Consider the following 24,767-nt stretch of genomic DNA (forward strand, 5'->3'; position numbering starts at 1 on the left):
AGAGGTCCATCGATGTCCGACACACGCACGGGTCACGTCATCCTCGGGGTCAACGTCCTGGTCCTCGGCTACCTGCCGGCCGCCTGGCAGTCCCGGCGCCTCCACCCGGGCTCCTTCGTCGACGGCGACTACTGGAAGACGATCGGGCGGCTGGCCGAGCAGGCCACCCTGGACGCCGTCTTCCTGGCCGACGCGCCGGCGCTCGGCAACCCGTCCTACGACGCCAACGCCGGCCGCCTGGAGCCGACGGTCAACTGGAGCCATGTCGCCGCCGCGACCGAGCGCGTCGGCCTGATCGCCACCGCCTCGACCACGCTGAACGACCCGTTCGACCTGGCCCAGCGCCTGCTGTCCCTCGACTACCTGTCCGGCGGGCGGGCCGGATGGAACATCGTCACCACGCGGGACACCTCGGCCGCCCGCAACTTCGGCCTGCCGGAGATCCCGGAACGCGACGACCGGTACGACAGGGCGGCGGAGTTCGTCGACCTCGTCCTCGCGCTGTGGGCATCGGCGAGGACCGGCGAGGAGGTGCGCCACCACGGCGACTTCTTCGACCTGGAGGGACGGCTCCGGGTGCCCCCGTCGAAGCAGGGCCACCCGGTCCTGCTCCAGGCCGGCGGCTCGCCCAAGGGGCGGGCGCTCGCCGGCCGGCGGGCCGAAGGGGTGTTCGCCGCCGAGCTCACGAAAGAGGGAGCCGTCAAGCACTACCGCGAGGTGAAACGGCACGCGGCCGACGCCGGCCGCTCGCCGGACTGCGTCAAGATCCTCCCCGGGCTCCTGCTGAGTCTCGGCAGCACCGAGGAGGAGGCCCGGCGCCGCAGCGACGAACTCCATGACCTCGGCCCGGCGTCGTACTCGGTGCAGTGGCTCTCCCAGGCGATCGGATACGACGTCTCGACGCTCGACCTCGACGCGAAGTTCCCGCAAGAGGTCCTCGCCGCGATCGTCGACCCCGCCTCCTCCGGGGGCAGCATCGGCTTCCGGCAGTCCATCCACGAGCAGATCCGCAGGACCGATCCGACGGTGCGCGAATACCTGCGCCAGACCAGGTACACCGGCTCGGGGCACAGCGGCTTCGTCGGCACCCCCGAACAGCTCGCGGACCACATCGAGGACTGGTACCGGTCCGGCGCGGTCGACGGGTTCAACCTCCAGCCCGACCTGCTCGCCGACGGCCTCGAAGTGATCGCCGACGAGGTCGTCCCGCTCCTGCGCAAGCGCGGCCTCTTCCGGCACGAATACACGACCGACACTCTCCGCGGGCACTTCCAGGCCGCCTCCGCCTGAACCCCCGCCGGGCACCCGACCACATCGGCCACTACCAGAAAGACCCCGCACATGGGTGACAGCACCGAAACATCCACCTACCTGGCCATCGGGCTCGGGGGAGGGCACCTGGCCGCGCTGATCGCGGATCCCCGGCCGGCCTCCCGGCTCGACGGCACGGGAGCGGCGTTCGTCGTCGCCGGCCTCGACAGGATCGACGGATCGCGGCCCGGCGACGTGACCGTGGAACCCACGGCCGCCGCCGCGTTCCTCGCCACGCACGCGCCGGGCACGGCGTTCCTGGCGGCCGCCGCCCCGCACCGGGACCACCCGTACAACCTGGCGCGCCGCGTCGCCTCCCTGGACCACCTGTCCCGGGGCAGGTCCGGGCTCATCCTCGGCGTCCGCGACGGGTACGCGCCGGGGGACACGGCGTGGGGCGGCGCCGGACTGACCGAGGGCGCGCCCCTGGGCGTCGGCACGACCCGCGACGCGGCCCTCGCCATCCAGAAGCTGTGGCAGAGCTGGCCGCAGGAATCGATCGTCGCCAACCACGAGACCCGGATCTTCGCGCACGCCGAGCAGATCGTGCACGTCGACCACGGGGGAGTCTTCGACGTCGCCGGGCCGCTCACCGTGCCGTCCACCCCGCAGGGCTCTCCCGTCCTCGCGTGGTACGCGGACTCCCCGGAGGAGGCCGGGGCGGCGGGAGAGGTGGCCGACCTGGTCGTGCTCGGCGCCGCCGGGCCCGAGCGGATCCGGGAGGCCGCCGAGGCGCTCGACGCGGCCAGGTCGTCCCGGTACTCCGGGGACGGCCGGCGCCCCCTGCTCTTCGTCCAGGTGACCGTCCCCGCCGGACGCGACGCCGCCGGCCTCGTCGCGGCGGCCGAGTCCGCGGCCGCCCGCCCGGGCGTGGACGGCATACTCCTGCGGCCGACCGCGGACGCGGACATCGCCGAGGTCGTCGACGGCCTCGTCCCGCTTCTCGCCGACCTCGGGGTCGTGCGCACAGCGGAGGGGCGGACGCTGCGCGACCGCCTCGCGCTGCCGGAGCCCGCCCCTCTGCTCGACGGCGCCCGCCCGGTCTTCCCGGCCCCGCGGCCGCAGCCGCCGCTGGCGTTCACGCCCGGCTTCTGACCCTTCCGACCACCGGCGGGCCGGACCCGCCGGTCCCCAGCATGTGAGAGGACAGCATCGTGTCATCGGGAAAGCGTGGCCGTACGGCGGTCATCGGGGTCATCGCGCTGCTCGGCGCCCTGGTCCTGGCCGCCTGCGGCGGCGCGAACGGCGGAACCGCCGCCGGCGTGTCGCAGGGGAGCGGGACGCCCAAGGCGGGCGGCACGCTCGTGAGCGGCCTGTATCTCGAACCCCTCGCCCTGGACCCGCACCGGCAGGGCTACTGGGAGACATACCGCGTGTCGAGCAACATCTTCGAGGGCTTGGTGAAGGAGGACCTGTCCGACCCGAAGGGGCCGACGAAGCTGCTCCCGGCCCTCGCCACGGACTGGAAGGTGTCCGGCGACGGCAGGACCTGGACCTTCACCCTGCGCGAAGGGGTCAAGTTCCACGACGGCACCGACTTCACCGCCGAGTCGGTGGACAAGAACGTCCGCCGTGTCACCGACCCCACGTACGAGTTCTACGACAAGACGAGCGCACCCAAGCTCGCCACCTGGTTCGGGGACTTCGTCAAGGGCAGGGTCGTGGACGACCACACCTACGAGTTCCAGTTCTCCAAGCCATTCCTCGGGTTCCCGAGGATCCTCGCCCAGTCGATGAGCACCCTCACCATCGGCGACCCGGCGGCCTGGGAGAAGTACGGCAACGACGGGTTCGCCGACCACCCCAGCGGCACCGGGCCGTACACGTTCGTCTCCCGGACCGTCGGCGACCGCATCGTGCTGAAGAGGAACCCGGGCTACTGGGGGCCCAGGCCGAACCTGGACGAGCTCGTCTTCCGCGTCATCCCGAACAACCAGACACGGCTGGCGACGCTGCTCAGCGGCGAGGCCGACGTCATCAGCTACGTCCAGCCGGAGGACGTGAGCACGTTGGAGTCCCGTGGATTCCAGGTGCCGGAGGGGCACGGCGCGGCGTTCCTCTACTTCACGTTCAACTACAAGAACAAGGCGTTCCAGGACAGGCGGGTGCGGCAGGCCGTCATCCAGGGCATCGACCGCGGCAAGCTCGCCAAGGAGGTCTACAACGGCAACGCCATCCCGCTCCACTCCCTGCTGCCGCCGGGCAACGAGGCCTACGACCCGGACGCCCGCGACTTCGACTACGACCCCGAGGCGGCCAGGGCGCTGCTCAAGGAGGCCGGCTACGGCGAGGGCGCGTTCGGCTTCACCATCGTCGCCGACGTCGCCAACCAGAACCTGGCCGAGTGGCTGCAGAGCCAGCTCAAGGGCATCGGGGTCAACGTCAAGGTCGTCACCCTCGACCGCCCGAGCTACGTCGCCCGCGCCTTCGGCAAGCCCGAGCCGGACGACGGCCTGAGCATCGACGAGTACGGCGGCAGCTACGCCGAATGGCTCTACCAGGTCTATTACACCAACATCGCGGTCAAGGGGCTCGACCCGGCGGACTTCCCCGAGATCACCAAGGCCCTGGACAAGGCGCGGTACGCCACGGACGGGGACACGCGGATCGAGCTGTGGAAGGAGGCCGACAAGAAGGCCCGCGAAGGGGCCATCGCCATCCCGGCGGTGTCGCTGACCAGGTACTACGCCCTGGGCGCGAACGTGCGGGGCTTCGTGTACGCCGCCACCAACTGGTACGACCTGACCAAGGTCGGGCTGGCCGGCTGAGGCCGGATCACGACGATGGGAACCGTCAAGCACATCCTCTGGCGAGCGCTGAACATCGCCCCGGTGCTCCTCGTGGTGTCGGTGCTGACCTTCCTGGTCGGCCGGCTGACCCCCGGGGACCCCATCGAGGCGCAGTTCTCGCGGGACCACACGCCGGAGCAGGTCGAGGCCATCCGCGCGTCGTACGGTCTCACCCTGCCCCTGTGGCAGCAGTACGTGAAGTGGGTGAAGGACCTGTTCACGGCGGGCGGGGGGCTGTCGATCGCGCAGAACCAGCCGGTCTTCGACATCCTCGTCCCGAACTTCGTGAACACCCTGATCCTGACCGCGGCGGGCGTCGTGATCTGCGCCGTCCTGGGCGTCGTCATCGGGGTGGTCGCCGGGACCCACCACCGGAGGTTCCCGGACCGCTTCGCGATGCTGTTCGTCCAGACGGGCAGCAACCTGTCGGTCTACTGGTTCGGGCTGATCCTCATCTGGGTCTTCTCCCTGCGGCTGGGCTGGCTCCCGGTCGGCGGCATGGAGTCGAGGAACGGCGGCGGCTTCGGCGACCTGCTGGCCCACCTGGTGCTGCCGGGGCTGTCGGCCGCGCTGATCTCGACGCTCGTGCTCGCCAGGTTCGTCCGGCTCGGCATCGTCCAGGAGTCGCACAGCGACTACGTGCGCACGTTCGCCTCACAGGGGGTGCCGCGCCGGCGGCTCGTCGGCAAGCACATCGGGCGGAACATCCTCCCGGCGGTCGTGAACATCATCGGCCTGGAGATCGGCACCCTCATCACGGGCGTGATCTTCGTGGAGAGCGTGTTCAACTGGCCCGGCATCGGCACCCAGCTCGTGAACGCGGTGAACGGCAAGGACTACCCGCTCATCCAGGGCGGAGTGATCCTCGTGGCGCTGTGCTACCTCGTCGTCAACCTGCTCACCGACGTCACGGTGGACGCTCTCAACCCCCGGCTGAGGAGGTAGGTCGCGGTGGTCCTCACGGCATCTCCCAAGACCCGGGCGCCGCGACCGCCCGGGGCGGTGTCCCGGCGCCGGCGCCGCTCCCGCCTGCGGGTGAACGCGCAGGTGTCCATCGCGCTGGTGCTCATCGCCGGGTTCGTCCTGGTGAGCCTGCTCGCCCCCGTGCTGGCGCCGTACGATCCCGACCTGGCGGACGGCGGCGTGAAGTACCTGGGCGTCGGCGCGCCGGGCCATCTCCTCGGCACCGACGAGCTGGGCCGGGACATCCTCAGCCGGCTGATCTGGGGAGGGCGCACCTCGCTGGTGGTCGCGCTCGCGGCCTCGCTGTCGTCGACCGTGGCAGGCAGCGTGCTCGCGCTCGTCGCCGGCTTCTCGAGCGACAGGGCGGCGGGGCTGGTCATGCGGACGGTGGACGTCATGTTCGCCTTCCCCGTGATCATCATCGCGCTGGTCCTCGCGGTGATCCTCGGCCCCGGCACGCCCGTGGTCGTGCTGTCGATCGTGTTCTCGGCCGTCCCGTACGTCACCAGGGTGGTCTTCGCGGAGGTGAAGCTCCAGCGCGGCCGCGAGTACGTCGAGGCCGCGGAGTCGCTCGGCGCCGGGTTCTTCGCGATCCTGTTCCGCGAGGTGCTGCCGAACCTCCTCGGCCAGGTCGTCGTGTACGGCACGGGCCTCGTCGGCGGAATGATCGTCTTCTCCTCCAGTCTCAGCGCCCTGGGCATCGGGGTGCAGCCGCCGACGGCCGACTGGGGCCGGATGATCTCCGAGGGCGCCAAGGTCATCATCACCGGGAACGTGTATCCCGCGCTGCTGCCGGGGCTCGTGGTCCTCGTCGTGGCCCTGGCCTTCAACTGGCTCGGCGACGGCCTGCGCGACGTCTTCGATCCTCACAGAAGGAGGGCACGACGATGACCGGAGCGCTGTTGAGCGTGCGGGACCTGTCGGTCGAGTTCGGCCGCGGACCGGCGGCCGAGCGGGTGGTGGACGAGGTCACCTTCGACGTCCGGGCCGGCGAGACGTTCGCGCTCGTCGGCGAGTCCGGCGCCGGGAAGAGCCTGACGGCGGCGGCGATCCTGGGCCTGCTGCCGGACGACGCGGTGGTGACCTCGGGGTCGATCTCCCTGCACGGCGAGGAGGTGCTCACCGCCGCCCGGTCGTCGGTCACCGGGTTCCGCGGGTCGAAGATCGGCATGATCTTCCAGAACCCCCTCGCCTCTCTCGACCCGTCGTTCCGGATCGGCAACCAGCTCAAGGAGATCATCGGTCTGCACCGTCCCGCCACCTCGAAGCGGGAGCGGCACGGGATCGCCGAGACGTGGCTGCGGAACGTGGGCATCGACGACGCGGCCCGGGTGCTGTCCGCCTTCCCCCACGAGCTCAGCGGGGGGATGCGGCAGCGGGTGATGATCGCGCTCGCGAGCCTGTCCGGCCCGGCTCTGCTGATCGCGGACGAGCCGACCACCGCGCTCGACGCGGTCGTGCAGAAGCAGATCCTCGACCTGCTCGTGGGCGTGACCGCGGGGACGGGCGGCTCGCTGCTGCTCATCACCCACGACTTCGGGGTGGTCTCGTACGCCGCCGACCGGGTCGCGGTGATGAAGGACGGCCGGATCGTCGAGCAGGACCGGCGCGTCCGCGTGCTCACCGCGCCGGCCGACGTCTACACCCGGTCGCTGATCCAGGCGGTCCCGGAGATGGGAGCACGGTTCCGGCCGGCCGGGCGCGGCCTGCCCCGCCGCCTCGGCTCCGTCGGCGGCTCCGTCGGCGGCTCCGTCGGCGGGGACGACACGGCGGTCACGGCCGCCGGGCCCCGGCGCGAGGGCCCGGACCCCGGCGCCGTCCGGCCCCCGCTGGTGACCCTGCGGAACGTGAGTAAGGACTTCGTGGTCGGCGGGCTGGGAACCGGACAGCGCAAGCGGCGCTTCACGGCTGTCGGCGACGTGTCACTGGAGATCGAGCGAGGCGAGATCTTCGGCCTCATCGGCGAGTCCGGCTCCGGCAAGTCGACGCTGTCACGGCTCGTCGGCGGCCTGCTGCGAGCGGACTCGGGTGAGATCGTCTTCGACGGCCGGGACATCGCGCGGCTGCCGAAGGCGGAGCTGCGGCGGCTGCGGCCGCGGTTCCAGTTCGTGTTCCAGGACGCGACGAGATCGCTGAACCCGCGGGTGCCGGTCGGCGAGCAGATCAGCCGCCCGTTGCTGCGCTTCGGCAAGGCCGCCTCGCGCGCCGCGGGCAGGGCCCGGGCCGCCGAGGTGCTCGACCTCGTCGCGCTGCCCTCCTCCTACCTGGACCGGTACCCGCACGAGCTGTCCGGCGGGCAGCGGCAGCGGATCGGCATCGCCCGCGCGCTCGCGCTGGAGCCGGACCTGCTGATCCTCGACGAGCCGACGTCGGCGCTGGACGTGTCCACCCAGGCGACCATCCTCGACCTGCTGCTGGACCTCAGGGCGGAACTCGGCCTCACCTACCTGTTCATCGGGCACAACCTGGCGATCGTCGAGCTGATGTGCGACCGCGTCGGGGTCCTGGAGCGGGGGGTGCTCCTCGAGACCTTCCGCGCCGGTGAGCTGTCGGCCGGCGACCGCCATCCGGTCACCCGGGCACTGCTCGACGCGGTGCTCCCGATCCGGCGCGAGGCGCCCGTCGCGGACTGAGCGGCGGCGCGAGCCAGAAGACTCACTCAGACACACGCGGCAGTACGGCCGCGGGAAGGACAGACCCATGACCGAGACGGTGCGGGGCCCGGCGGTGGACGGCGAGCTGTTCCGGCGGGCGCTGGCGGAGCACGCGGCCGGGGTGGTGGTCATCACGGCGCAGCGGGAGGGGATCCCGGCGGGACTGACGGCGACGTCGTTCTCCTCGGTCAGCCTGTCACCGCCGCTGGTGTCGTTCTACGTCGACCACGGCTCGACCACCTGGCCGTCGATGCGGTCGGCCGATCACTTCGCCGTGAACGTGCTGACCCGCGATCAGGGCGAGCTGGCGGCCAGGTTCGCGCGCAAGGGGGTGGACCGGTTCGCCGCGCCCACCCGGTGGCGTCCCGGCCCGTTCGGCGCGCCCCTCCTGGCGGACGCGACGGCGCACCTGATCTGCCGGCCGTACACCGCGACCGGCATCGGCGACCACGTGCTGGTGGTGGGCCTGGTCGCCGAGGCGACCGTGCACGGTGCGGGCGCTCCGCTGCTCTACCACCAGGGCAGGTTCGGCAGCTTCGTCCCGCACGACTGAGCACACGTTCTCTTGCGCCGGATATCGGACTTCTGGTAATTTCCTACTATGCATGTAGGGAAAGTTATGATTAGGCGCCGCTGGGTCGACCTCGCCCGGCTCGCCGCCGGCCTCTGTCGCCGGTCCTGACCTTTCCCGCCGGGCGACGACGCCCGGTGCGTTCCCTACCTCTCCCGCATGGCAGGCCCGACCACGGCTGCCGCCCCTCTCACCCAGGGCTGTCCCGAACGCCCCACCTGCCGCAGAGACGTGTCCCGCGACCGGCCCACGCCCCGGGAACGCGCCTCCTGGTACGGCACGGCCGCCGTACGCCCCCACGCACGACCGCAAGGAACCCCATGAGTCTCATCGATCAAATCCCCCCGCGTTCCGGCTCCGGCCGGTTCGAGGAATGGCGCGAGGCGGCCGTCAAGGTGGCCGATCGGCTGCGCGCCGACGCCGCCGAGCGTGACATCGCGGGCGCGGACCCCGTCGCCGAGGTCGACCTGCTGCGCCGGTCCGGCCTGCTCGCCGTCCATCTCCCCGAGGAGCTGGGCGGGGGAGGCGCGACCTACGAGGAGGTCCTCAGGATCGTACGCGTCCTGGCCGCGGCCGACACCTCGATCGCCCAGCTCGCGGCGTTCCACTTCCTGGGCAGCAGGGCCGGGCTCGGCGGCGGCCGGGCGCTCGCCGAGCGCTGGGCGAAGGGCATCGTCGAGGAGGGCCGGTTCGTGGCGGCCGTCGCCCAGGCCGCGTACGAGCCGCTGATCGCGGCCACACCGGACGGCGACGGCTTCCTGCTGAGCGGTTCCAAGCCCTTCACCAGCGGCGCGGCGGTGGCGGACACGCTGATCGTGTGGGTGCGGTTCGGCGAGGGCGCGACGGCCGGCGGCGTGGACGTGTCGGGGCTCGTCGGGCAGTTCGCGGTCCGCTCGCCGGCCGAGGGCATCGAGTTCCACGGCGACTGGGACAACTTCGGCCAGCGGCTCACGGTCAGCGGCGGCGCGACCCTCCGCGAGGTCCGCGTGACGGCCGGCGACCTGCTCGGCTACGCGCATCCGGACACACCCCCCTCGCCACAGGAGACACTCCAGGTGCCGCTGGCCCAGCTCGCCTACGGCGCCCTCTACCTGGGCGCGGCCCTCGGCGCCCTGGGGGAGGCGCTGGACCACACCCGGACCAGGTCACGCCCCTGGCTCACCTCCGGCGTCGCCGCGGCGACCGAGGATCCCCTCGTGGTCGAGCGGTACGGCCGGCTGTGGGTCCTGGCCGAGTCGGCGGTGGCGCTCGCCGACAGGGCGGGGGAGCTGGTCCAGGCGGCGATCGACCGCGGCGGCGACCTCACCGAGGAGGAGCGCGGCCGGGCGGCCGTCGCCGCCTACCAGTCCAAGGTCCACTCGACCGAGGTGGCGCTGGAGGTCACCTCGCGGATCTTCGAGCTGACGGGAGCCCGCTCGACCGCCCGCTCTTATGGGCTCGACCGCCATTGGCGCAACGTGCGCACGCACACGCTGCACGACCCCGCCCACTACAAGCTGCTGGAAATCGGCCACTTCGCCCTCAACGGGCGGTCGCCCGAGCCGACCTACTACTCCTGACAGCGCGGAACGGAACGACGGAGAAATGAGTCACGACCCCAAGCGCCCCATCCGGATCCACTGGTATCTGCCCACCAACGGCGACAACCGCGACATCGTCGGCTCCGGCGACCGATCGGAGAAGACGCTCGGCGCCGTCGCGGAGGGCTACCGTGCGCCGAGCGTCGACTACCTCGGCCAGATCGCCCGGTCGGCCGAGCAGCTCGGCTTCGAGGCCGTGCTCACGCCCACCGGCCTCTGGTGTGAGGACGCCTGGATCACCACCGCGGCGCTGACCCAGGTGACGAAGCGGCTGAAGTTCCTCGTCGCGTTCCGGCCGGGACTGATCTCGCCCACCCTCGCCGCGCACCAGGCCGCCACGTTCCAGCGCGTCTCCGGCGGCCGTCTCCTGCTCAACGTCGTGACGGGCGGGGACTCGGCCGAGCAGCGGCGCCTCGGCGACCACCTCGACCACGACCAGCGCTACGCCCGCACCGACGAGTTCCTCGCGGTCCTGCGCGGTGTCACCGGCCCGCCGCCCGGCGAGACGTTCAGCTTCGCGGGCGAGCACTTCCGGATCGACGACGCCCGCGTCGACGCCGGCCCCTGGGGACCCCCCGAGATCTTCTTCGGCGGCGCGAGCCCGGCCGCCGAGCGGGTGGCGGCCCGGCGGGCCGACGTCTACCTCGCCTGGGGCGAGCGGCCGGACCAGATCGCCGAGCGGCTCGAACGGATGCGGAAACTCGCCGCGGCCGAGGGGCGTGAGCTGCGCTTCGGCATCCGGCTGCACGTCATCAGCAGGGACACCGCGGAGCAGGCGTGGGCGGAGGCCGACCGGCTGCTGTCCAGGATCAGCCCCGAGCGGATCGCCGCCGTGCAGAGGGACTTCGCGAGCAGCGAGTCGGTGGGCCAGCGGCGCATGTACGAACTCCACGGCGGCGACCCCGGCAGACTCGAGGTCTACCCGAACCTGTGGGCCGGCTACGGCCTGGTGCGCGGCGGCGCCGGCACCGCCCTGGTCGGCAGCCACGAGGAGGTCGCCGACCGCATCGAGGAGTACCACGCGCTCGGCCTGGACCACTTCATCCTCTCCGGCCAGCCCCACCTGGAAGAGGCCTACTGGTTCGCCGAGGGCGCCGGGGCCGTGCTCCGGTCCCGGGGACTGCTGGCGCCCCCCGCCGTCGACACAGCCGGCGACCCGGCCGGCCCGACCCCCTGACACGCCCGTGCGAAAGAGAACCACCGTGAAGAGAACGACGCCCCTCAGACGCGGGCCGCTCCTGTCCCTGCTCGCCGCGTCCGCCGGGGCCGCACTGCTGGCCGCCTGCGCCGGCCCGGTCGCGACCGCGGGCGGCGGCGCGAGCGGCGGAGCCGGCGGCGCGGGCGGTGAGGCCCCCGCCCCCGGCGGCACGCTGCGCATCGCGTCCCTGCAGTCCGACCTCGACGCGCTCGACCCCCTCACCGGCTACAGCACCGACTCCTGGGAGATCATCAGGGCCCTCACCCGTCAGCTCGTCACCTATCCGGGCAGCACCACCGGCATCAAGGACGACACGAAGCTCGTGCCCGACCTGGCCGAGTCGTGGGACGTGAGCGAGGACGGCAAGACCTACACCTTCCACCTGCGCGACAACATCAGGTATTCGGGCTCGTCCACCCGTGAGATCGTCGCGGGCGACTTCGTCTACGCGATCAAGCGATTCTGCGACCCGAACAAGCAGGTCGCCGCGATCAACTACTTCCAGCTCGCCTTCTCCGGATTCGGCGACTACTGCGAGAAGTTCGCCAAGGTGCCCGCGGGCGACCCGGCGAAGTCCAAGGCCTTCATCGACGCCCACGACATCGCCGGCGTCTCCGCGCCGGACGACAAGACGCTGGTGCTGCGCTCGGACACGAAGAACTACGACTTCCTCAGCATCCTGTCCATGAACTTCGTGTCGCCGCTGCCCGAGGAGGTCGCCTCCAAGTACGTCGGCGACTCGCTGGAGTTCCGCAAGCACTACCCCTCCAGCGGGCCGTACCAGATCGCCTCCTACGAGCCGGGACGCAGCCTGGTGCTGAAGAAGGTCGCCGGCTACGACCACGCGGGCGACCCGGCGCGCAAGGCGTACGTCGACGAGATCGTCGTGGACTTCACCGCCAACAGCGAGGACGCGGTGGTGCAGAAGATCCAGTCCGGCGACGCCGACCTGTCGCTCTACCTCGACGTGCCGCCGCTGTCCACGATCCAGCAGTACCAGGCGAGCAACAGTCCCCACCTGCACTCCTCCGACAGCGGCGCGGCCAACTTCATCACGATCAACGCCCGCCCGGAGGCGACCTCTCCGGGCGCCGAGGCGCTGCGCAAGCTCAAGGTGCGGCAGGCCCTGGCGTACGCGGTGAACAAGGCCAACCTCGTGCAGGCCCAGGGCGGGAAGATCGCGGCGAGGCCGCTGGGGCAGATCATCACCTCGACGATCCTCGGCCACCAGGACTTCGACCCGTACCCGACCCCAGGCGACGCCGGGGACCCCGCGAAGGCCCGGCAGTTGCTCGCCGAGGCCGGCTATCCGGACGGGCTCAAGCTGGATGCCGTCTACCGCGTCAACGCCCAGTTCGAGACGATCGCCGTCACGCTCAAGGCCGACCTCGCGAAGGCCGGGATCGAGCTCGACCTCATCCCCGTCCCGCCCGCCCAGTCCAGCGCGTACCTGCAGGACCCGAAGAGCCGCTGGGACGTGTTCCTGAGCGCGTCCTTCGCGCCCGACTGGCAGGGGCCGAGCACCCGGATGCTGCTCGGGGGCTGGCTCGACTCCGAGGCCGCGCCCTGCGGCACCGGCAACGTGCACGCCATCTGCTACGACAACCCGGAGCTGAACAAGCTGGCGGCGAAGGCGTTCCCCTCCGACGACCCCGGGCCCATCTGGGCCGAGGCCGACAAGCTCGTCTCCGCCGACCTCCCGTGGATCCCGCTGTTCGAAAAGCGCAAGGTCGCCATCACCTCCGACCGGGTGCGCAACTGGACCTGGTCGTCGCTGGCGACCCAGGCCGACATCACCAACATCGCCGTGAGCCCGGCGAGCTGAGCCGTACGGAAGGGAGGCGACCGCCATGGCCCTGTTCTCGGTGGAAGATCTGAGCGTCACGTTCGCCCGGCGAGGGCGGACGACCGCCGCGGTCCGCGGCGTGTCGTTCGCCGTGGAGCCCGGCAGGACGCTGGCACTCGTCGGCGAGTCGGGCTCCGGCAAGAGCGTCTCGCTGCTCGCCTCGACCGGGCTGCTGCCGGGCCACGCCGAGGTGCGGGGACGCGCCCTGTACCGCGGCACGGACCTCACCCGGCTGACGCGCGCCCAGTTGCGCGGGATCAGAGGCCGGCACATCGGGTTCGTCTTCCAGGACCCGCTGAGCAACCTGCACCCGCTCAAGACCGTCGGCGCCCAGATCGGGGAGGCCGTCACCGCGCACGAGCGGACTGGGCGGGCCGCGCTGCGCAGGCGCGTGCTCGACCTGCTCGGCGAGGTGGGCATCAAGGACCCGGCACGCCGGATCGGCGACTACCCGCACCAATTCTCCGGAGGCATGCGCCAGCGGGTCATGATCGCCATGGCGATCGCCCTGAATCCGGAGCTGATCATCGCCGACGAGCCGACGACCGCGCTCGACGTGACCGTGCAGGCGTCGATCCTGAAGCTGCTGCGGCGGCTGCAGGAGTCGCACGGGACCGCGCTGATCTTCGTCAGCCACGATCTGGCCGTGGTGTCCGACATCGCCGACGACGTCGTCGTCATGCGGGACGGCGAGGCGGTCGAGACGGCACCGGCGGCGGAGATCCACGCCGCCCCCCGGCACGCGTACACCCGGGAGCTGCTCGCCGCGGCCCGGCATGGCCGGGCTCTCGTACGGCCGCCCGGGTCCGAGCCGCCGGAGCAGCCCGAGCGGTCCGAGCCGCAGGCCGGGGGCGTGCCGCTGCTGCGGGCGAGCGCGCTGCACATGAGCTATCGCCGGGCCGGCCGCAAGGAGTCGTTCAGCGCGCTCGCCGACGTCTCGTTCGACCTGCGGGAAGGCGAGATCGTCGGACTGGTGGGGGAGTCGGGGTCGGGCAAGTCCACGATCGGCAGGATCGTGGCGGGCCTGGCCAGGCCGACCGCCGGATCGGTGGCGCTGCGCGGCGAGGAGTACAACGCGCCCGGTGACGTGCGGCTCCCGAAGAGCCTGCGGCCCGCGATCCAGGTCGTGTTCCAGGATCCCTACGGGAGCCTCAATCCACGGCGCACGGTCGCCGCCACGCTCGCCGAGCCCTTCGCCGTCAACACCGATCTCCCGGCCGCCGAGATCCGCGCCAGGGTCGAGGCGCTGGTGGCACGGGTGGAGCTGCCCCTCTCCGTGCTGCACCGGCTCCCGTCACAGCTGTCGGGCGGGCAGCGACAGCGCGTGGCCATCGCCCGCGCGATCGCGCTGCGGCCCTCGGTCGTCGTGGCCGACGAACCGGTCTCCGCGCTCGACGTCACCACGCAGACGCAGATCCTGGCCCTCATCCGGCGGCTGCGGGACGAGCTCGGGACGTCGTTCCTGTTCATCTCCCACGACCTCGGGGCGGTCGCCGCCCTGTGCGAGCGGGTCGTCGTGCTGAACCACGGCCGGGTGGTGGAGCAGGGCCCGGTCCACGAGGTGTTCGACGAGCCCCGGGACGCCTACACCCGCACGCTGCTCGACTCGATCCCCGGGCGGGTGGCCCATGTCTGACGTGCTGCTCGCCGCCGAGGCGTACGGCGAGGCGGAGGCCGTCCGGCGGCTCCCGACGGTGCGGGCCGTCCTGGCCGAGCGCTCCGTGCGTACCGGTCTCGTCCTGGTCGGCGTGGTCGTGCTGGCGGCGTTGCTCGCCCCGGTCGCGGCGGCGCTGACCGGGCACGGCCCGGACGAGCAGTTCCGCTCGGAGGCCCTGGCCGAGAACGGGCTGCCGATCGGCCCGGGCGCGGGCTTCCTGCTCGGCGCGGACGGCAACGGCCGTGACGTGCTGATCCGGACCCTGTACGGCGCGCGGATCTCCCTGCTGGTGGGCGTCCCCGCGACAACCCTCGCCCTCGTCGCCGGCACGGCCGTCGGCCTGGTCGCCGGGTTCTTCCCGGGCAGGACCGACCGGCTGCTGTCCCTGGGCACCGACATCGCGCTGTCGTTCCCGTTCGTCGTGACCGCGCTCAGCCTGGTCGCGCTCAACCGGGGCGGCGACGGGGAGCCCGTCGTCGACCCCGTCCTGCTCGTCATCCTGGTCATCGCGCTGTTCGCCTGGACCTACTTCGCCCGGCTCACCCGCGGGCTCGTGGTCGTGCTGCGCAACCGGCCGTTCGTGGAGGCCGCCGTCTCGATCGGCGTGAGCCGCCGCCGGCTGATCGTGCGGGAGATCCTGCCCAACGTGCTCCCGGTGGTCGCGGTCTACTGGGCCGTCCAGCTTCCGGTGAACATCCTCGCCGAGGCGACCCTGTCGTTCCTCGGGGTCGGCGTGCAGGCGCCCACGGCGAGCTGGGGCAACATGATCGCGGAAGCCCAGCGCTCGTCCCTGTACCAGGTGCAGCCGTGGTTCCTCCTCGGGCCCGGCATCGCCATGTTCGTCACCGTGCTGGGGTTCAACGCGATCGGCTCCGGCATCCGCACCGTCCTCGACCCCCAGGGGTAGCCGGAATGAGAAGGCACATCGCGGGTCACGCGGCCCGCGCGCTCGCGACCCTGCTGGCCGTGCTGGTCATCACGTTCGCGATGACGCGGGTCGCCTACCGCAACCCCGCCGCGGTGCTCGCGCCCCGCAACGCCACCCAGGAGACCCTGGACGGCATCACCCGGGCGCTGCGCCTCGACGAGCCCTGGTACGTCCAGCTCTGGCACTACCTCTTCCGCGGACCGGACATCCAGGGCGCGCCGATGGGCCTGTTCAACTGGCCGCCCGCTCTCGGCTACTCGTTCAGGCAGCAGCGGCCGGTCACCGAGCTGATCCTGTCGAAGATCCCGGTGACGCTCTCGCTCGCACTGGGCGCGCTCGTCATCTGGATGACGCTGTCGGTCCTCTTCGGCGTCGCGGCGGCCGCGAGACCCGGCTCCTGGGCGGACCGCGTGCTGTCGGCGCTGTCCTACGTGGGCCTGTCCGTGCCGACCTTCCTGACCGGGATCCTGCTGTCCTACTTCCTGTACTTCACGCTCTCGATGTACGGCGTCAGGTGGTTCCCGGGCAGCGGCTACGTCGGGCTCACCGAGGACCCGCTGGAGTGGGCCAGGCACCTCGCGCTGCCCTGGCTGACGATCGCCGTCGCGGAGATCGGCGTCTTCCAGCGGGTGGTGCGGGCGAACATGCTCGACGTGCTCGGCGCCGACTACGTCCGCACGGCGCGGGCCAAGGGCGTCACCGAGCGGAGGGTCCACTTCGACCACGCGCTCAGCGCGGCGCTGAACCCCGTCATCACGCTCGGCGGGCTTGAGCTGGCCGCGCTGATGGGCGGGGCCATCGTGACCGAGCAGATCTTCGGCCTCGACGGGGTCGGGCGGCTGGCCGTCGAGGCGGCGGTCGGCGGGGACTTCCCCGTCGTCATCGGCACCACGGTCCTCGCCGCGACGATCTTCGTGGTCTCGACCTTCGCCGTCGACGTCGTCACCCGCCTGCGCGACCCCGCCGCCCGTTGACCTGGTTGGAGGAGAAGACATGAGTTTCGACGTTCGCGTGCTGAGCGGGGAGGACGACCTGCTCGCGGCGTCGGCGACGTTCCGCACCGCCCTCATCGGCCTGCCGCCCGTGCCGCCCGGAACCGGCGTCACCGAGTTCTTCGAACCCGGCCGGACGCTGGGCGCCTTCGACGGCGGACGGCTCGTCGGCACCGCCGACTCCTACGAGAGCCTCCTGACCCTGCCGGGCGGCGCGCGGGTGCCGCACGCGGCGGTCACGCACGTGGGGGTGCTGCCCACGCACACCCGCAGGGGCATCGTGACGGCGCTGATGCGCCGCCAGCTCGCCGACGCCGCCGCCAGGGGAGAGGCCGTCGCGACGCTGCGGGCCTCCGAAGCCGTGATCTACGAGCGCTTCGGGTACGGCATCGCCGGTTCGTCCGCGCGCCGTGAGGTGTCCCGCAGGCAGGCCGTCCTCCGGGAGAGCGTGCCGCGCGGGGGCCGGGTCAGGCTCGCCGACGCCGCCACCTCCTGGAAGCTGCTCGCACAGATCCACGAGTCCGCCGCGGGCCGGGCCGGGGCGGTCGGCCGGCCCGTCTCCTGGTGGCGGCAGCAGGAGCAGCGGCAGGCCGCCGCCCCGGGTCCCGCCTACGTCGCCGTGCACGGACGGGACGGCTGGGAGGACGGGTACGTCCGCTACCACCCGATCGGCACCGAGGAGTGGTTCACCAGCCGCGACCGGGCGATCGTCGTGGACGACCTCGTCGCCGCCACGCCGGAGGCGTACGCCGGGCTGGTCCGCTACCTGCTCGGCCTCGACCTCGTCGACCGGATCATCCTGCCGTCCACCGCCCCGGACGACCCGCTGCCGCTGCTGCTGACCGACGACCGCGCCGTCCGCACGGTCTCCGTACGGGACGAGACGTGGCTGCGCCTCGCCGATGTGCCCGCCGCACTGGCCCGGCGAAGCTACCGGGGGCCGGGCACGGTCGTCCTGGCCGTCACCGACGGCCTGCTGCCCGGCAACACCGGGACCTACCTGATCAGCGCACACGGGGCGGCCAGGACGAAGGGGCCGGCCGATCTGACGGTGGACGTCGCGACCCTGGCCGCCCTCTACCTGGGCGGTTCCCGCTGGTGGCAGCACGCCCACGCGGGGCGGGTCACGGTCCACCGCGACGGCGCCCTGGAGACGGCCGAGGCGCTGTTCCACACCGACGCGCTGCCCTTCTCCGGCACGGTCTTCTGATCGCGGCGACGGCCGGCGGTTCGCGCCGCCGGCTCCCGGCATGCTCCACCGACGACACCACCACCGGAGGCCGCCGTCACGGGCGGCGGCGGTCACGGGCGACAGCGGTCGGGGCCGGCGTGCAGGAAGGCGTCCCGGTCCGTCTTCACCGTCTCGTCGCCGCCCGCCCAGGCCAGCACCTGCCCGCCGCCCAGACCTGCCAGGTCGGCCGTCGTGAACGGCACCCTGCCCCGCAGGCTCCGCCCGCCGGAGGTGCCGTTGACGGTCGCGACGTAGGGGACGCCGTCCCGCAGGGCGGTCAGCGTGTCGTCGGCGGCGCGCCAGCCCTCGGGCGGCGCCTGGAAGAGCCGGACGTCGCGCACCGACGAGGTCCACCCGCCGTTGTGCACGCTCCAGGCCACCGTGTCGCCGTCCCCGGTGTCCTCCAGGACCGAGAAGTCCTTGGCGACGTAGCCGGGGCAGCCGGCGAGCAGCAGCCTGACGCCGCCGTCCTCGGCGCGCTCGACGGCGAGGACGCCCTTGGGCTCGGGAGTGCTGTCGCACGCCGAGGCGAAGAAGGCCAGGGCGGCCAGGGCGGCGGCCGCGAGTCCGGGCCCCGGCCTTCTTCTGCGCGTCATCGTCGTCCTTCCCCTCGAATTCCTAGCTCACCGGGCCCCAGTGCAGCGGCTGCCATTCGACGTAGCCACCCCACCACAGGTTGGCCTGGACCTCGAACTCGTTGGCGGCCACCTTGCTGCCGGTGGTCCGCTGCGAGTACCAGGTGGCCCCGCCGTACGCCGCGACGAACTGGGTGGCGTCCCGGAAGCGTGCCCACTGCTCGGAGTGCACCGCCTCGTGCCGTTCGAGGTCGGGGCCGTACTTCTTGGCCGTCTCGCGGCCGGCGACCCTCGCGATGTCGTCCCGCGCCTGCTTCTCCTCCCGCAGCCGGCCCTCGAACTCCTTCTTCGAGTGCGGGTAGAAGTGGACGTCCCCGACCGTCATGGGCTGGTCGCCGCCGGGGGAGCCGCCGTAGCAGACGTACTGCAGGGCCCGCCGTTCGCATCCCTCGCTGGCGAAGACCTCGTACGTCACCGCCAGCGCGTTCGCGCCGTTGAAGTTGTTGCCCCAGTGGAACGGTTTGGTGAGCAGCGCCTTGAACAGGTTGACGCCGTTGTCGCGGTTGAGCGGCTTGCAGTGGCAGCCGCCCGCCGGGGGCTTGGGCGACGGGCCGGGGGACGGCCTCGGCGTCGGGTAGCTCCTCTTCCCGGGCTTCTTGTGATGCTTCGGCGGCGTGACCTTGTGGGTCTTCGGGTTGTATCCGACCGACTGCTGCACCTTCTTCGAGCAGTTCGCGAGGGAGTACCGGCAGGAGTTGGGCCGCGACCCGATCTCCTCGCCCGTCGGGTCGCTGAACGTGACGGGGTTGTTGTTGCCGTAGGAGTATCCGTTGAGCGACTGGGCCTGGTCGGTGGACAGCACCGGGTCCACGCTCAGGAACCTGCCGGTGACCGGGTCGTACATGCGGGCCCCCACGTAGGTGAGCCCGGTGGCGGCGTCGGCGGGCTTGCCGAGGAACCCCTTGTCGTCGGGCCACGCCCCGCCGACCGTGTCCCCGCGCGGCGCGCCGAACGGGGTCGTGAACCGCTTGCCGATCGCCTGCCCGGCCGCCTCGACCGACAGCGAGGAGGTGCCGTGCTGATCGCCGGCGAGGAAGGAGACCGCGTTCTTCCCGGCCTGGGTGGTGCGCACCGCGATCACCTGGGTGCCGGCGGCGTAGAAACGGCTGCCCCAGGTCGTGACGGTGCCGCCCGTCTTCTTCGAGTGGATCTCGGTGGCGCCGAGGTAGAGCACGCTCTCCCCGTCGCCCATCGCGCGGCGGATCAGCAGCGCCCCGTCGGCGTCGTACAGGTAGGCCGTCTTCTGCGTGCCCTGGGTGAGGGTCGCGATGCGACCCTGCGCGTCCCAGGTCAGCACCTGGCCGTCGCGCCCGGTCGTGTTGCCGGACTTGTCGTAGGAGTAGGTCGCGGTGGCGCCGGCGCAGGAGCCGGTCACGACCGCGGTCAGGGCGTGCCGCTTGGCGGTGTCGCCGTAGCAGTACGCCGAGGTGGTGGCGGTGGAGCCGCTGTAGCGGGTCTCCGTCGCCCGCAGGCCCGAGGCGTTGTAGGTGTAGGAGGTCCGGTACGGCGCGGCGCCGCCGAGCGTCCTGCTCGTGCAGTCGTCGGTGGCCGGAGTCCACGCCTCGGCCAGCCGGCGCTGCCCGTCGTACGCGAAGCACTGGATGTCGCTGCGGCCGGCGCCGTCCTGGGTGGGGGTGTCGGCGATCTCGGTGACGTTGCCCGCGTCGTCGTAGTGGTAGGTCAGGTCCTGCGGCTTGACCGGTGTGGACTGCGTGGTCACGAAGGACCGCGTGAGCCGGTCGGTGCCCTCCTCGTAGGTGTTGTTGAGGAAGGTTTTCTTGGCCTGCGCGGCCCCCGACAGGCCGAGGGTGAACTGCAGGGGCCGGCCGAGCGCGTTGTAGTCGGCCTTCTGCAGGTAGTCGGTGGTGCCGGTCAGCCCGTTCACCTGCCCGGTCGGGGTGTAGGCCAGGCTGATCCTCTCCTCGGCCAGGCCGGCGGCCGCGGGCTCGGTGGAGCTCTTCAGCGTTCCGTCGAGGTTGTAGTCGCTGGCGAAGGTGTAGCTGCTCTTCGCCGCCCCGGAGACGACCATCGGGTCGTTCGGATCGATCTCGATCCGGGTGCTGGTCGCGCGGTACTGGCCGTCGTAGGCGAGGACCTTCTTCGTGTACGCCTTGCCGGTCAGGCCGCCGTCGTAGCTGGTGGACGAGGCGAGCTGCCCCTTGGCCACGGTGTCGTAGGTCCAGGCGGCGAGCTTGTTCGCGTCGGTCCGCGACCCCGACCACAGCCCGGTCTTGCGGCCGAGCTCGTCGTAGCCGTACAGCAGGACCGTGCCGTTCGCGCCGGTGACGGTGTCGGTCTGGTCGAGCGCGGTGTAGCGGACGGTGCTGGCGCCCTTGTCGGGGTCGCCGATGCCGGTCTGCCGGGCGAACAGGTCGTAGGTGTAGGACCACTTCGCGCCGTCGGGACCGGTGACGGTCAGTTCCTTGTCGTCGGGCCGGTAGGTGAAGGACGTGGAGGTGTACCCGTCGGAGGCCAGGGCGCCCCACTGGGTGTCGGCGGGGGAGGGCGAGTTGTACTCGCGCCGCTCGACGGTGCGCCCCAGCGCGTCGGTGACGGTCCTGGTCGCCGTGCCGCCGGTCACCGCGCTGACGGCGGTGGAGTCGCCGGTGTGGGTCGTGGTGGTCGTCCACTTCTCCACGCCGTACGACAGGAACGTGGCGCGCACCTGCCGGCCGGCGCCGTCGAAGACGAGGTTCGTCTGCTTGGGCGCCTCGCCGTACTCCTCCCGGGTGTAGGTGGCGTTCGGCGTCTGCTTGGTGTCGAAGATGTCGGCGTAGGTCTCGTAGGCGAGGCCGCGCGAGTCGTAGCGGGTGTCGGTCAGGAGCCGGCCGCCGTTCGGGGTCGGCTTCTGCGTCTGCATCGGCCGCAGCAGCGAGTCGAAGATCTCGTAGGACCAGCTGGCCGTGGTGGACGACTTGACGGCCGAGCTGCCGATCGCGGGCGCCTTGCCCCGCTGGTAGACGTAGGAGTAGGCGTAGGTGGGGGTCTGGCCGCCGTCCTTGCTGCGATCGGGCAGCCATACGCCGGTGAGCCGGCCGAGGGCGTCGTAGGTCTGCTCGGTCTTGCCGTTGTCGGGGTCGTAGGTGCGCTCAGGAAGGCCGCGCGTCCCGTCGAGGAACGTCGTCGTCTTCTGCTGCTTGGCGTTGGTCTCCACCGTCTTGGTGAGCACCCCGGCACCCGCGGGGGTGTACGCCGTGGAGGTGGGGTTGCCGCCGGCGTCGGTGACGGTCAGCGGCCTGCCCAGCGCGTCGTAGGTGGTCGACTCGACGCGCTGCCAGCCGGTCGGCGGGCGGTCGTCGCCGGTGACGGCCGAGGGATACCCGGTGGCCCGTCCCGTCCAGGTGGCGTCGCCCGTCACCGGCTTCCGGCTCGCCGACCACCCGGTCGCGGCGGTGTCGTCGTACACGGTGGCCGTGTCGGACAGCACGTCACCCGAGGTGGCGGAGTCGGCGGGCAGCGACAGGTCGGCCTCCTCCACGGAGCAGGCGCGGCCGACGACGCGGGTGCGGGAGACCAGCGAGTTCAGGCCCTTGGCGTCGTCGCGGGCGTACCAGACGCGGGTGCAGGTCTCGTCGCCGCTCTTCGCGGTGTCGCCCGTGCTGTCCTGTTTGACCGCCATGCCGTACGAGTCGTACGTCGTGGAGGTGGTGACTGTGCGCCAGGTCTTGGGGACGGTCAGGTAGGTGTGCTCCGACGTCTTGCCCATGCGCACGTAGTAGGCCTCGGTGTCGGCGTACGACTTGTGCTGGGTGGCGGTCTTCGCCGACCAGGGGTCGTTGACCGTGACGTCGACCGGGTTCGCCCCGTCGTAGCTGACCTCCTCGCGGGTGGAGCCGGCGTACTGCTCGGCGTCGGCGAGGTCGGGCACGTCGAGACCGGCGACGTCGAGGCCGGGCACCGTGGCGGCGCGCCGCCTGTCGGGGTCGACGGTCCTCGGGGTGGCCGACTTGAGCAGCCGGTCGCCGTTCATGCCCTGCAGGTACACCGCGACGGTCTTCGTGCGGGTGCCGTCGGCGTCGCCGGCGTACGTCGTGACCTTCTGGTAGCCGCGCCACAGCGACCAGGTGCGCTCGTCGGCCGGGGTGAACGGGCTGTCGTTGTAGCGCCAGCCGGGCTTCTCGTACTCGTAGGCGAACTCGAGAAGCGGGTTGTGCCCGGCGGGGTCGGCGGTGTTCACCGCGAGCACGCGGTATTTGTTGAACCAGTCGATGGAGGCGTCGGTGGCGCCGTTGACGTGCCAGAACTGCGGATAGCAGGACAGCGCGTTGTCGTCCTCGGCCTTCGGCATCCGCGAGCCGCGCACGCATTCCGGTTCGTTGTAGCTGACCGTCGTGATCGCGCCGGTCTCCGAGGTGATCGTCTCGATGCGGGGCCTGGTCAGCGGCAGGATGTCGCCGCCTCCCGGCTGGGTGCCGCCGGCCACCCGGTTGGGCCGCATGGCGTAGGTGAACGAGACGGGGTCGAGCGTGATCGGCGTGTCACCGGCGGACCCCGTCCGCACGATCGACATCAGCGACAGCGTCTGGTCGGCGGAGCTGCCGATGTCGCCGCCGTCCAGGTACTTCTGCGTGAACGCCCACGAGTCGACCGGCTTGTACGCGGTGCCGGACAGGACGCTCGTCTCGATCTTCACCAGGCGCTTGCGGCTGAAGAAGGCCGGGCTCTCCGCGTGGCAGTCGTCCTTGTCCGCGTCCTTTTTGCAGATCGCGTCGAAGGGCACGTCGGGCCAGTTCTGCGCCGTGTCCTTGGTGAGGCTGCCGCAGTCGGAGGCCGTGCAGCGCTCGGCGTAGGAGAAAGCCACCTTGTAGGGCGCGTCCACGGTGAACAGCGTGTCGGACCGCTGCCCGTAGAGAATCCTGTCGAGGTGGCCGCCGCGGACGTAGGAGGTGGTCGCGGTGGCCGACTTGTTCTTCCGGTAGTAGTTGGTCTCCGGCGTGTACCAGTACGTCATGGCGTTGCCGTGGGTGTCCTCGGCGTAGTCGAGGTTCCACCGCCACGCCTGGACGACGGACCGGTCGGCGAAGGCGCCGCCCTTGTCGTAGCCGGGCTCGCCGGAGTCGTCGCCGTACACCGGGACCGTCCACACCGAGTTGGTCCGCTGGCTGCCCGCGCCGCTCGGCTTGTTCAGGCCGAAGACGTACTTGGTGCCGTCGCCGGTGACGACGGTCCAGTATTCCCCGTCCGCGTCGCCGTTGTCGGCGCCCGTGGCGTGGACGACGGTGGAGGCGTCGTCGTTCTTCAGCCGCCACTTGCCGCTGGTGTCGTCCTTGACCAGCTCGGTGGCCTTGCCGTTGAGGACGAGCGAGGCGTTGTCGTACTTCCAGCACAGGTCGTACTGCTTGTCGTGGCCGTCCTCGCGGCAGGTGCCGAACTGGCGGTCGATGTAGGAGGTGGCGGCGGTCTCGAAGCCCTCGCCGACCGAGGTGCCCTGGTTGTTGGTGGTGGAGGTGCGCCCGTCCACGCCGCCCGAGTCGTACGACAGGTCGAGCGCGGGCGCGGGACCCGCCGCGGGCTCCACCGGGGCGATGGGGTAGGACCAGGTGAAGGAGCCGGAGTTGCCGCCCGCCTCCCAGGTGGACGACGCGGAGAGCGGGGTCGCCGCGTAGTCGCCGCTGCCGTCCGCCGCCTCGCCTCCCTCGCCGGGGGTGCCGGCGGTCACGGCCAGCACGGCAGGGGCGGCGTCGAGCGCGACCGGTGCCGAGAGTGTCTGCGCGGCGGCGGCGTTGGCGGTGTCCAGCGGCGTCCGCGTGCGGCACTCCTCCCGTTCCGGCGTGGTGGCCGCGCAGGCCGGCAGGCGCACGAGGCGCAGCCGCCCGCTCCACCCGCCGCCGTACGCGGAGGCGAACGCGGCGTAGCCGACGCTCAGCGTCGCGGTGCCGGGGGACTGCGCCGACACCGCCAGCAGCACGCCGTCCACCCCGGCCGCCTCGGCCGCGGCGCGGTCGAGCACCTGGACGTGAACGGCGGCGGGGGTTCGCGCGGACGCCGCGGCCTCGGCAGAGTCACCCGCGGTGGCCGGGGCCGCGGAAGCCGGGGTCGCGGAGGCCGGACCGGCCGGTTCGAGGGTGACGGGGAGTCCGCCGACGTCGACGCTCCGGCCGCCGATGGGCACGTCGGCCTCGCCGGCCCCAGGCCAGCGGGAGGCCTCGCGCTCCGTGGCGGCCCGCTCCGCCGCGGCGTCGTTGCGCGCCCTGGACGCGGCGACCCGCTCCCTGGCCTCCTTGGCCCCGTCCGCGGCCATGGCCCTGACCTTGCTGGGCCGTTGTTTCTGCACCGGAGGGGCGCCGGGCGAGCCCTGTGCCGCGGAGACAACGGCGGCCGAGGCCGCCGTCACCCCGACGGGTAACGAGATCACCACCGTCAACGCCGCCGCCAGGGCAGCACGAATTCCGGGCCGACGCATGACCCAACC

General features: G+C 72.0%; 16 protein-coding genes. 14 read left to right on the plus strand and 2 right to left on the minus strand.

What is annotated here, in order from left to right; genetic code table 11:
* Nucleotides 1-12: 12 nt before the first annotated feature.
* The 14 genes from ACWEQG_RS32980 to ACWEQG_RS33045 all read left to right on the plus strand — a co-directional run bounded on the left by ACWEQG_RS32980 (nt 13) and on the right by ACWEQG_RS33045 (nt 17,699).
* Nucleotides 13-1,290 (plus strand): LLM class flavin-dependent oxidoreductase, encoded by a 1,278-nt coding sequence (locus ACWEQG_RS32980; protein ID WP_452290777.1) that lies wholly within the window; start codon nt 13-15, stop codon nt 1,288-1,290.
* 51 nt (nt 1,291-1,341) lie between these two features.
* Nucleotides 1,342-2,406: an LLM class flavin-dependent oxidoreductase gene (locus tag ACWEQG_RS32985; protein ID WP_452290779.1), complete on the plus strand. Its 1,065-nt coding sequence runs from the start codon at nt 1,342-1,344 to the stop codon at nt 2,404-2,406.
* A 59-nt stretch (nt 2,407-2,465) separates the two neighbouring features.
* Nucleotides 2,466-4,079, plus strand: a complete 1,614-nt coding sequence (locus ACWEQG_RS32990) for an ABC transporter substrate-binding protein (protein ID WP_452290780.1) — start codon at nt 2,466-2,468, stop codon at nt 4,077-4,079.
* Between the two features lie 15 nt (nt 4,080-4,094).
* Nucleotides 4,095-5,045, plus strand: a complete 951-nt coding sequence (locus ACWEQG_RS32995; protein ID WP_452290782.1) for an ABC transporter permease — start codon at nt 4,095-4,097, stop codon at nt 5,043-5,045.
* Nucleotides 5,046-5,051: 6 nt separating this feature from the next.
* Complete coding sequence (locus ACWEQG_RS33000) at nt 5,052-5,954, plus strand: ABC transporter permease (protein WP_452290784.1); 903 nt, start codon at nt 5,052-5,054, stop codon at nt 5,952-5,954.
* Nucleotides 5,951-7,696, plus strand: a complete 1,746-nt coding sequence (nikE, locus tag ACWEQG_RS33005; RefSeq protein ID WP_452290786.1) for a nickel ABC transporter ATP-binding protein NikE — start codon at nt 5,951-5,953, stop codon at nt 7,694-7,696. The genes ACWEQG_RS33000 and nikE overlap by 4 nt, the downstream gene beginning before the upstream one ends.
* Nucleotides 7,697-7,763: 67 nt before the next feature.
* Nucleotides 7,764-8,270: a flavin reductase family protein gene (locus tag ACWEQG_RS33010; RefSeq protein ID WP_452290787.1), complete on the plus strand. Its 507-nt coding sequence runs from the start codon at nt 7,764-7,766 to the stop codon at nt 8,268-8,270.
* A gap of 338 nt (nt 8,271-8,608) precedes the next feature.
* Nucleotides 8,609-9,847 carry an acyl-CoA dehydrogenase family protein gene (locus ACWEQG_RS33015; protein ID WP_452290789.1) on the plus strand — a complete coding sequence of 413 codons (1,239 nt, stop codon included), beginning with the start codon at nt 8,609-8,611 and terminating at the stop codon, nt 9,845-9,847.
* A 25-nt stretch (nt 9,848-9,872) separates the two neighbouring features.
* Nucleotides 9,873-11,045, plus strand: a complete 1,173-nt coding sequence (locus ACWEQG_RS33020) for an LLM class flavin-dependent oxidoreductase (RefSeq protein ID WP_452290791.1) — start codon at nt 9,873-9,875, stop codon at nt 11,043-11,045.
* Between the two features lie 25 nt (nt 11,046-11,070).
* The gene (locus tag ACWEQG_RS33025; RefSeq protein ID WP_452290793.1) at nt 11,071-12,891 is read left to right on the plus strand and encodes an ABC transporter substrate-binding protein; all 1,821 of its coding nucleotides are present in this window, start codon (nt 11,071-11,073) and stop codon (nt 12,889-12,891) included.
* Between the two features lie 25 nt (nt 12,892-12,916).
* Nucleotides 12,917-14,548, plus strand: a complete 1,632-nt coding sequence (locus ACWEQG_RS33030) for a dipeptide ABC transporter ATP-binding protein (protein ID WP_452290795.1) — start codon at nt 12,917-12,919, stop codon at nt 14,546-14,548.
* Nucleotides 14,541-15,476, plus strand: coding sequence for an ABC transporter permease (locus ACWEQG_RS33035; protein ID WP_452290796.1), 936 nt, complete (start codon nt 14,541-14,543; stop codon nt 15,474-15,476). The genes ACWEQG_RS33030 and ACWEQG_RS33035 overlap by 8 nt, the downstream gene beginning before the upstream one ends.
* Nucleotides 15,477-15,481: 5 nt before the next feature.
* Nucleotides 15,482-16,471, plus strand: a complete 990-nt coding sequence (locus ACWEQG_RS33040) for an ABC transporter permease (protein ID WP_452290798.1) — start codon at nt 15,482-15,484, stop codon at nt 16,469-16,471.
* Nucleotides 16,472-16,490: 19 nt separating this feature from the next.
* On the plus strand, nt 16,491-17,699 hold the full coding sequence (locus ACWEQG_RS33045) for a GNAT family N-acetyltransferase (RefSeq protein WP_452290800.1): 1,209 nt from the start codon (nt 16,491-16,493) through the stop codon (nt 17,697-17,699).
* Between the two features lie 92 nt (nt 17,700-17,791).
* Here ACWEQG_RS33045 and ACWEQG_RS33050 read toward each other — a convergent pair whose 3' ends face one another.
* Nucleotides 17,792-18,316, minus strand: coding sequence for a hypothetical protein (locus tag ACWEQG_RS33050; RefSeq protein WP_452290802.1), 525 nt, complete (start codon nt 18,314-18,316; stop codon nt 17,792-17,794).
* A gap of 22 nt (nt 18,317-18,338) precedes the next feature.
* A complete protein-coding gene (locus tag ACWEQG_RS33055; protein ID WP_452290804.1) occupies nt 18,339-24,758 on the minus strand; it encodes an RHS repeat-associated core domain-containing protein in 6,420 nt (2,139 codons plus the stop codon).
* Between the last annotated feature and the right edge of the window lie 9 nt (nt 24,759-24,767).

This window comes from Microbispora sp. NPDC004025, assembly GCF_053604425.1.

Excerpts from the sequence above, each read along its gene's own strand:
- ACWEQG_RS32980 (WP_452290777.1), top strand. The coding sequence starts at position 13 with ATGTCCGACACACGCACGGGTCACGTCATCCTCGGGGTCAACGTCCTG.
- ACWEQG_RS32985 (WP_452290779.1), top strand. The coding sequence starts at position 1,342 with ATGGGTGACAGCACCGAAACATCCACCTACCTGGCCATCGGGCTCGGG.
- ACWEQG_RS32995 (WP_452290782.1), top strand. The coding sequence starts at position 4,095 with ATGGGAACCGTCAAGCACATCCTCTGGCGAGCGCTGAACATCGCCCCG.
- nikE (WP_452290786.1), top strand. The coding sequence starts at position 5,951 with ATGACCGGAGCGCTGTTGAGCGTGCGGGACCTGTCGGTCGAGTTCGGC.
- ACWEQG_RS33010 (WP_452290787.1), top strand. The coding sequence starts at position 7,764 with ATGACCGAGACGGTGCGGGGCCCGGCGGTGGACGGCGAGCTGTTCCGG.
- ACWEQG_RS33015 (WP_452290789.1), top strand. The coding sequence starts at position 8,609 with ATGAGTCTCATCGATCAAATCCCCCCGCGTTCCGGCTCCGGCCGGTTC.
- ACWEQG_RS33020 (WP_452290791.1), top strand. The coding sequence starts at position 9,873 with ATGAGTCACGACCCCAAGCGCCCCATCCGGATCCACTGGTATCTGCCC.
- ACWEQG_RS33030 (WP_452290795.1), top strand. The coding sequence starts at position 12,917 with ATGGCCCTGTTCTCGGTGGAAGATCTGAGCGTCACGTTCGCCCGGCGA.
- ACWEQG_RS33035 (WP_452290796.1), top strand. The coding sequence starts at position 14,541 with ATGTCTGACGTGCTGCTCGCCGCCGAGGCGTACGGCGAGGCGGAGGCC.
- ACWEQG_RS33040 (WP_452290798.1), top strand. The coding sequence starts at position 15,482 with ATGAGAAGGCACATCGCGGGTCACGCGGCCCGCGCGCTCGCGACCCTG.
- ACWEQG_RS33045 (WP_452290800.1), top strand. The coding sequence starts at position 16,491 with ATGAGTTTCGACGTTCGCGTGCTGAGCGGGGAGGACGACCTGCTCGCG.
- ACWEQG_RS33050 (WP_452290802.1), bottom strand. The coding sequence starts at position 18,316 with ATGACGCGCAGAAGAAGGCCGGGGCCCGGACTCGCGGCCGCCGCCCTG.
- ACWEQG_RS33055 (WP_452290804.1), bottom strand. The coding sequence starts at position 24,758 with ATGCGTCGGCCCGGAATTCGTGCTGCCCTGGCGGCGGCGTTGACGGTG.